The sequence below is a fragment of the Duganella sp. GW821-FHT07G03 genome (genome assembly GCF_059418605.1).
The window spans coordinates 47451-56656 of record NZ_JBWKQE010000035.1; the positions used below are offsets into that span (position 1 = coordinate 47451).

Here is a 9206-nt window from a genome sequence, read left to right on the forward strand (position 1 = left end):
CACTCATAACGACAAATCGATGCTGTACAGGGCCAGGCCCTTGCCGCCGCCATCGTCCGTTTTAATCTGCGAGACTGACTTCAGGCCCGCCTCCCTCGCCAGTTCCACCATGTCGGGGGCGGAGTGAAACACCACCGTGCCCTTGGTCGCCACCGGTGCGAAACGCCAGCTGCGCGTCGAGCCGTTGCCGGCGCGGCTGACGTTCTTGCGCTGCTGGATGTAGGCAATCAGCACATCGCGGCTGGCATCCGGCGACGCCAGTATGGTCTTGCTGCCGTCCAGCCCAGGGAAAGCACCGCCACCACTGGCGCGGTAGTTATTGGTCGCGACCAGGAATTCCTGCATCGGCGCCATGGCCGCCCCCTTGTACAGCAAGGCGGTGATGCGCTGGCCGACCGGCTTGGTGACGTCGATCTGGTAGCTGACATCGGCGCTGCTCAGCATGTCGAAGTTGAATCCCGGGGTGGCCGTGTTGACCAGCTCCTGCTGCGCGCTGCTGGCCGGATCGATGCGGTTGAAGCGCTCCGCCGCCTTTTCCAGCCAGGCTTTCAGGACGGCGCCGTCCACCTTCACCACGTGCAGCGCGTTCGGGTACAGATACAGGTCGGCCACGTTGTTCAGCGCCAGGCCGCCGGCCTTGACGTCGGTGTAGTCGCCCGCGCCGGCCGCACCGGCCTTGAACGGCGACGCCATCGACAGCACCGGCAGCGTTGCGTACTGCGGCAGCTTGGCATTGACGTAGTTCTGCACGTAGGCGGTCTGCGCCTGGTTCACCACCTCGATGGCGCTGATGTCGCCGACGTCGGCGAAATAAGTCGTCATGCGGAAGTCGCTGGTGCCGACCGGGGTTTTCACGTAGCCGATGGTGGCCTCGTGTTCGGCGGCCACCAGCGGCGCGACAGCCGGATCGGCTGCGATGTAGCTGCCATCGGCGTTCCGGGTCGAGCGTACTTCAACCGTGGTGCGGCTCTTGTCCACCACCCAGGCGTTGCCGTCGTATTTGAGGCGCAGGCCGATCACGCCCAGATGCTTGCCCCACAGGTTGGCCATCACGACGGGCACGCCATGGACGGTGCCATTGGCCTTGTCCACGTTCGGCAGGCCGAATTCCGGCACCTTGCTGGCCGCGTCCGGGAACGGCTGGTGCGAGTGACCGATCATCATCGCGTCCACGCCGGGCACTTGCGCCAGGTAGTAGTTGGCGTTTTCCATCTCCGGCGAGTACGGCGCGCCATCGAGGCCGCCGTGCGAGATGGCCACCACCAGGTCCGCTCCCTGCGCGCGCATCTGTGGAATGTACTTCTGCGCCGTTTCGCGCACGCCCTCGGCGTAGACTTTACCTTCCAGCCAATGCTGGTCCCAGGACATGACCACCGTCGGCGCGAAGCCGATGATGCCGACCTTGATGGTCGCCGTCACCGGCTTGCCATCCGGACCGGTGGCGCTGATCTGCCGCGTGAGGATGCGGTATGGCTCGAACAATGGTTGCCTGGTCCGGGCGCTGTAGATATTGGCCAGCACGATGGGAAAGTGAGGCCCGGCGCAGCGCGGCGCGTCGGCGGGCACGCCGTCCACGTCAAAATGGCTGGCGGTGACCTGGTTCAGGTACGCCAGGCCGTAATTGAATTCGTGATTGCCGATGCCACCGCCGTCCACGCCCAACAGGTTCATCGCCTTGTAGATGGCCAGCGTGTCGCCGCAAGCGACCGGCGCGACCAGCGCCTGGTAGTCGGCCAGCGCCGTGCCCTGGATGGCGTCACCGTTATCGAGCAGCAGATTATTGGGGAATTCGGCGCGCGCCTGCTTGATCAAGGTCGCGGTGCGCTCAAGGCCGATCGACGGATCGGTCTTGAGCTTGTAATAGTCGTAACTGAGCACGGTCGCATGCAGGTCGGTGGTCTCCAACAGCGCCAGCGTGGCCTCGGCGCCCGCAAGCGGCCGGGCGCCCTGCGGCAGACCGGCACAGCCGAGCAACATGGTGGGCAACGCGAGGGAGATGCAGCAAACCGCTGAACGCATGGATAAATTATCTAAAGTTGCAACTTTTTGGCAACGGACCGATGCGCAACATCATACGCAGAGGATTTCCTTGCATCAAGCTACTTAAGGCATAGGGGCCGTATTTTATTCTTTTTGTGGTAAAAAAGTCAGCATTTCGCGCCCGACGGGGCGGACCGGGAGCGATCGCGTGCCTGCCCGTCGCCTCACTGGCTATTTAGCTGGGAAGGAGCGGCTCGGCTAGGGTATAATCGAAGGTTTGGTGCGACATCGTGTCGCGTTCAGAGCATGCTAGGACTCTAGAAACATTCCCAGCCCTTGAAACGTCGCGCAAATGCGTGATATGTCCCTGATTTATCAGGGATTTTAGAGACGGGAACTTCTGTCAAAAACGGAAGCTCTTTGTTGAGTACGATTCTTTAGGAATCCATGCAGAAATTCTCCAATTGCAAGTGTCTTTGCAGTTAGGAACGGATTTTGCCGATTCCTGTCTTACGAGACTTAAATCGTGTTCAGAGGCATGCAAAAGTAGGCATTTTCACATCTGCTTACAATTTCTTTATAGCCAGCCTCCTTTCAAGGATAGGTTGCGACGTCTACTTGTCGCAATCTTAGACTCAGAGCGCAAAGCTCTGTGATGCCTTGTTGTGCTCCATTCAATCCCGACGTTACGATTGGATGCCGCCACAACCGAGTGTACGACCATTCGTCACCTACTCAAGCATGCGTCGCCAGCAATGACGGGGTGTGAAGCCTTGAGAAAAATGTACCCCCAGTTTTACTTGGCACTGGATTTGCGCGAGCAAGTCGGTGGACACTGCCAGCAGCAAGGCGGTCGAGGGGCTAGGTGAATGCCGCATGGGCAACGTAAGTGAACTGTCGCTTGAATCCTCGTAACGATTGAAAGGCCCAAACTGCTGTTGGCCTTAACCAAAATGGTATGTGGTTGGTTATCCCTTTCAAACTTGGGGATACGTCGTCATAAAACCATCGGGGAATAGACAGGCCCTAACCGGTTAGTCGCGACGCAATCGCTGGTCGCGTCGGCATTGCAGGGAACGTGGTAAGTCCGATTTTCCGCCATCGCCTCCGGAGTCCGGAAGATGGCAGGCGACCCGCGAGGGGAGCTGTCGGAGGAGCGGATAGAGGATGATGGAGAAAGCGAACGCCGGACTGTAATGGCCCGGATAGGGATTCAAGATTTGTCCCAGTCCGAAAGGACGCCCACTTCCATCTGGTGTAATAGTCGTTCAACGACTGCATAAACTTTAGTAGTCATTTTCAACCGCCCCGAAGGGTCGCTGTTTTCCCTTCGGGGAGAATCGCGTCCTCGGCGGGCACTACTACCCGAGGCTCAGCATGAGAGTAACTGATCATCAGATCGGTTCTGCGTCCTCGCACGCCCCATTGGAATGGTCGGCCATCAACTGGCGACTGGTCCAACAGAACGTGAGAGCCATGCAGATTCGATTAACGAAGACAACGCAGGAAGGCAACTGGCGCAAGGTGAAAGCCTTACAACGGTGGCTGACCCGCTCGTTTTGCGCGAAGGCGCTGGCAGTTAAACGAGTGACCGAAAATCAAGGCAAGCGGACGGCGGGAGTCGACCGCGAACTTTGGGAAACACCGCAGCAGAAGTTTGCTGCGGTTGCGCGGTTGAAGACGCACGGTTATCGGCCCCGTGCATTACGCAGGGTCTATATTCCAAAATCGAACGGGAAGATGCGCCCGCTGGGCATCCCCTGCATGATCGACCGTGCCCAGCAGGCGCTGCATTTGCTGGGACTCGATCCGGTCTTGGAATCGGTGAGCGATCCAAATTCATACGGATTCAGGAAAAACCGCTCAACGGCCGATGCGATGTCGCAGATATTTGTCAGACTGTCCCAGAAAGCTTCGGCTCAATGGGTATTGGATGCCGATATCGAAGGCTTCTTCGACAACATCAATCACGACTGGATGCTCGGCCATGTCCGGATGGACAGGTCGGTCCTTCGGAAGTGGTTGAAGTGCGGGGTTGTGGACCGCGCGCATATGCTTGCAACGACGGCAGGAACGCCACAGGGAGGCATCATTTCCCCTGCGGCGGCGAACTGGACGCTGAATGGACTGGAAACTGGACTCATCAAACACCTCGGTGTGAAATGGGGCCCGGCCAAGGTTCAGAAGCTCAAAGTCGGTGTTATCAGGTACGCGGACGACTTTGTTATTACGGGTGCTTCAAAAGAGCTCCTTGAAAACGAGGTAAGGCCATGGGTAGAGGCATTCCTTGCGGAGCGGGGACTGCGACTTGCCTTGGCCAAAACCAAAGTCGTGCACATTGACGAGGGCTTTGACTTCCTCGGGTGGAATTTCCGAAAATACTCGGGAACCCTGCTCATCAAGCCGAGTAAGAAGAACGTGAAGACGTTCTATGAAAAGCTGAGGACGGTCATCGGCAGCAGCATCAGTGAAACGCAGGAGGATTTGATCACCCTGCTCAATCCGATGCTGAGGGGCTGGGCGCAATATCACAGCCCAGTCGTCGCCAAAGAGACGTTTTCGCGCATCGACACGCTGTTGTACTGGCGATTGGTGCGCTGGGCCAAACGCAGGCATCCAAACAAGAGCACGGAGTGGATTCGCTGGAAATATTGGCGATCAATCGGTGACCGGGCTTGGGTGTTTGCCGCAGGAGTAAGCAGAAAAGATGGCAGTCGCGGTTGGATGGAACTGTACTCTTTATCAAGTACGCCCATTGAACGCCACAAGAAAATTAAGGGCGCTTATCACCCTTATGACCCAAATTGGGAGATGTACGGCGAGCTTCTTCAGCAGGAACGCATGCTCAATAAGATGCGGTACCGCACTGAATGGGTTAAACTATACGTTTCCCAACGAGGTATGTGCGCGCTATGCGGTTGCGCGATGGATATGGACACAGGATGGCATGACCACCACATAGTACACCGTGTGGACGGCGGCTCCGATGTTCTTGGAAATCGCGTTCTATTGCATCCAAACTGCCATACCCAGGTTCACAGCCTGAAGTTGAAAGTTGTGAAACCGGCCTCTGAATAGAGGCTTTTATTATGCTTGAGCCGTGTGCGGTGAAAGTCGCATGCACGGTTCTTAGGGGGGAGAGAGTCCGGTAACGGGTCTCTCCTACCCTACATTTCAGCCTTAGAAAAGAAGAAAACATGGAAGCCGAACGCATCAACGCCCTCTCCGCCCTGCTCGCCGATATGACCTCGCGCGAAGCCGAACTACGGAGGTATCTTTGACTTCGATAAAAAGTCAGAGAAACTCGAACAAGTAAACGAAGAACTGGAAGACCCGACGGTCTGGAACGACCCGAAAAAGGCCCAGGATCTCGGCAAGGAAAAGAAATCGCTCGAAGCCATCGTCTTCGCGCTGACCAAGGCCGACACCGACCTCAAAGACATGAGCGACCTGTTCGCCATGGCCAAGGAAGAAGGCGACGACGACACGCTTGAAGCGCTGATCGTCGATGCCGAGGACGTGCGCCTGGTCATCGAGGGCATGGAGTTCCGCCGGATGTTCAACAATCCGATGGACCCGAACAACTGCTTCGTCGACATCCAGGCCGGCGCCGGCGGCACCGAGGCCCAGGACTGGGCGTCGATGCTGCTGCGCCAGTATGTGCGCTACGCGGAACGCAAGGGCTTCAAGGTCGAGGTCATGGAACAATCCGACGGCGAGGTGGCCGGCATCAAGACCGCCACCATCAAGGTCGAAGGCGACTACGCCTACGGCTACCTGCGCACCGAGACCGGCGTGCACCGCCTGGTGCGCAAGTCGCCGTTCGACTCGGCCAACGGCCGCCATACCTCGTTCACGTCGCTGTTCGTGTACCCGGAAGTGGATGACTCGATCGACATCGAGATCAACCCCGCCGACCTGCGCATCGATACCTACCGCGCGTCCGGCGCCGGTGGTCAGCACATTAACAAAACCGACTCCGCGGTGCGTCTGACGCACGGCCCGTCCGGCATCGTGGTCCAGTGCCAGAACGACCGCTCGCAGCACCGCAACAAGGCCGAGGCGATGGAAATGCTGAAGGCGAAGCTGTACGAGATGGAACTGCGCAAGCGCATGAGCGAGCAGCAGAAGCTGGAAGACTCCAAGACCGACGTCGGCTGGGGCCACCAGATCCGCTCCTATGTGCTGGACCAGTCCCGCATCAAGGACTTGCGCACCAACTTCGAGACCGGCAACACCAAGGGCGTGCTGGACGGCGACCTGGACGACTTCATCTCGGCATCGCTAAAACAAGGCGTCTAATGAGCACCTCGAATTCGCAGCGCGCGTTCATTTTCGACATGGACGGCACCATCGTCGACAACATGGCCTTCCACACCAAATCGTGGCTGGCCTTTTTCGCCCGTCGCGGCCACGACGTCGACGCCGAAGACTTCTTCCGCGCCACGGCCGGCCGCCAGAGTCATGAAATCATGAACACCTATCTTGATCAGCAGATGACCAAGGAAGAAAGCGCCGCGCTCGATTTCGAGAAAGAGTCGCTGTACCGCGAGCTGTACGCGCCGCACCTGGCGACGGTCGCCGGGTTCGAGGCCTTCATCGCCCGCGCCAAAAGCGCGGGCGTCAAGCTGGCCGTGGCCACCGCCGCACCGACCGAAAACATCGACTTCACGCTGGACGGCCTGGACCTGCGCAAGCAGTTCGACGCCATCGCCGGCGCCGCCGACGTCGCACGCGGCAAGCCGGCGCCGGACGTGTTTCTGCTGGCGGCCGAACGCAGCGGCGCCCTGCCCGCCAACAGCATCGTGTTCGAAGACGCGCCGCTGGGCGTGGAAGCGGCGCGCCGCGCCGGCATGCGCGCGGTGGTCCTGACCACCACCCTGCCGGCCGAAGCGTTCGCCGAATTCGACAACGTCATCGCGGTCGTGCGCGACTTCAGCGAGCTGGATGTCGAAGAGCTCTTCGCCGCCGCAATTAACTAATCATCACCTCAACAAAAGAACAGACCATGACTACGGATCTTCAAGAACAAGCAGCAGCGCCCGACGAAAACAAGATCATCGCCGAGCGCCGCGCCAAGCTGGCCGCCATCCGCGAGCAAGGCATCGCCTTCCCGAACGACTTCAAGCCGCAACACAAAGCCGCCGACCTGCACGTGCAGTACGGCGAGAAGTCGCGCGAAGAGCTGGAAGCCACGCCCGTGACCGTGGTGCTGGCCGGCCGCATGATGCTCAAGCGAGAAGCCGGCAAGAAGGCCGCTTTCGCCACGCTGCAGGATGCGTCGGGCCCGAAGGCCGATGGCCGCATCCAGATCTACGCCACGCTGGACCTGACCGGCGAAGCCGCCATGGCCGCGCTGCACCACTACGACCTGGGCGACATCCTGGGCGTGGTGGGCACGCTGTTCAAGACCAAGACCGACGAACTGACGATCAAGGTATCGGAACTGCGCCTGATCACCAAGTCGCTGCGCCCGCTGCCGGACAAATTCCACGGCCTGGCCGACCAGGAAACCAAGTACCGCCAGCGCTACGTGGACCTGATCATGAACGAAGAGACGCGCCGCACCTTCAAGGCGCGCACCGCCGCGATCTCGTCGATGCGCCGCTTCATGGAGAAGAACGAGTTCATGGAAGTGGAAACGCCGATGCTGCACGCCATCCCTGGCGGCGCCGCGGCCAAGCCTTTCATCACCCACCACAACGCGCTGGACATGCAGATGTTCCTGCGTATCGCGCCTGAGCTGTACCTGAAGCGCCTGGTGGTGGGCGGTTTCGACCGCGTGTTCGAGATCAACCGCAACTTCCGCAACGAAGGCGTGTCGGTCCGTCACAACCCTGAATTCACGATGATGGAATTCTACGCGGCCTATACCGATTACCACTGGCTGATGGACTTCACCGAAGCGATCATCCGCCAGGCCGCGATCGACGCGCACGGTACCGCGACGCTGACCTACGGCGGCCGCGAGCTGGATCTGGCCAAGCCGTTCCACCGCTTGACCATCGTCGATGCGATCAACAAGTACGCGCCAGGCTACACGCCGGAGCAGCTGAACGACGCTGAGTTCATCAAGACAGAACTGCTGAAGTTCGGCGTCAAGCCGTTCGCCACCGCCGGCCTGGGCGCGCTGCAACTGGCGCTGTTCGAGGAAACCGCCGAAGCGCAGCTGTGGGAACCGACCTACATCATCGACTACCCGGTCGAAGTGTCGCCGCTGGCCCGTGCCTCGGATACCCGCGAAGGCATCACCGAGCGCTTCGAGCTGTTCATGGTCGGCCGCGAGATCGCCAACGGCTTCTCCGAGTTGAACGATGCGGAAGACCAGTCGGCCCGCTTCCTGTCGCAGGTGGCTGCCAAGGATGCAGGCGATGAAGAGGCGATGTTCTACGACGCCGACTACATCCGCGCGCTGGAATACGGCATGCCGCCGGCCGGCGGTTGCGGCATCGGCATCGATCGCCTGATGATGATCATCACCGACTCGCCGAACATCCGCGACGTGCTGCTGTTCCCGCACTTGCGCCGCGAAGAGTAATCAAGCAAAAGCCGCTCGTTGAGCGGCTTTTTTTCGGCGTCATCTGTTGCGATATCTACGCCTGCGCAATGCGATAACACATGCCAGCATGACTGCCAAGCCGCTCAGCGTGACTATGGAGAGAAGGCGCAAGTCCAGCGTGAGAATGCATACCGCTGTACTATATCCAAATCGCACAACGCCAAAAACAAACGTCGCAACGATTCCGAGCGATAATGCCAGCGTAGCTATTTGTTTAACGCACATATCCCGTCCCTCCCTGAATATCAAGTCGAGCCTAATCGTGCGATACTAATTTGAAAGCAGTTCCGCGAATCATGCCCATACTGTACGCTGAGCTGCCCAGCCACATCGCCCCAGAAGCAACTCCGTACACTGCAGCGGCAACGCCAATGTTGTCAATAAAACTGAGTTCATGCTAACCAAGCTTAGCTATTTGCCACTGATATGAATCACATAGCTACAACTATAGCGTGTGAACTCATCGATTGATTTATGCAGCGCAATGGAAGTTGCACATCAATTCAGCCTCAACCGGCCAAGATGGGACAGATTTAGGTCAAGTTGCGATTTGGAATACCCAAGCTTTCCCTCTTGAGCCCACCACCCCTCGGGGGTGTACTGTATTCTGTGTAAACGGGTTTTCGTTTAAGCCTGCGGCACCCGGTCTTCAAACTGGATGGCGAAG

5 protein-coding genes are annotated in these 9206 nt (G+C 58.9%); 4 read left to right on the top strand and 1 reads right to left on the bottom strand.

What is annotated here, in order from left to right:
• Window positions 1-3 precede the first annotated feature (3 nt).
• The gene (locus AC07OK_RS29185; protein WP_494693556.1) at window positions 4-2019 is read right to left on the bottom strand and encodes a bifunctional 2',3'-cyclic-nucleotide 2'-phosphodiesterase/3'-nucleotidase; all 2016 of its coding nucleotides are present in this window, start codon (window positions 2017-2019) and stop codon (window positions 4-6) included.
• Between the two features lie 1338 nt (window positions 2020-3357).
• Between AC07OK_RS29185 and ltrA the strand changes: the two genes are divergently transcribed.
• From ltrA to lysS, 4 genes are all read left to right on the top strand, one after another.
• A complete protein-coding gene (ltrA, locus tag AC07OK_RS29190; protein ID WP_494693557.1) occupies window positions 3358-5058 on the top strand; it encodes a group II intron reverse transcriptase/maturase in 1701 nt (566 codons plus the stop codon).
• A 119-nt stretch (window positions 5059-5177) separates the two neighbouring features.
• A protein-coding gene (gene prfB, locus AC07OK_RS29195; protein WP_494693558.1) for a peptide chain release factor 2 occupies window positions 5178-6282 on the top strand; the annotation gives its coding sequence in 2 pieces (ribosomal slippage) (window positions 5178-5258 and window positions 5260-6282; 1104 coding nt in all).
• Window positions 6282-6962: an HAD family hydrolase gene (locus tag AC07OK_RS29200; protein WP_494693559.1), complete on the top strand. Its 681-nt coding sequence runs from the start codon at window positions 6282-6284 to the stop codon at window positions 6960-6962. Before prfB ends, AC07OK_RS29200 begins: the two co-directional genes overlap by 1 nt.
• Window positions 6963-6988: 26 nt before the next feature.
• Window positions 6989-8518 carry a lysine--tRNA ligase gene (lysS, locus tag AC07OK_RS29205; RefSeq protein ID WP_494693560.1) on the top strand — a complete coding sequence of 510 codons (1530 nt, stop codon included), beginning with the start codon at window positions 6989-6991 and terminating at the stop codon, window positions 8516-8518.
• Window positions 8519-9206 lie beyond the last annotated feature (688 nt).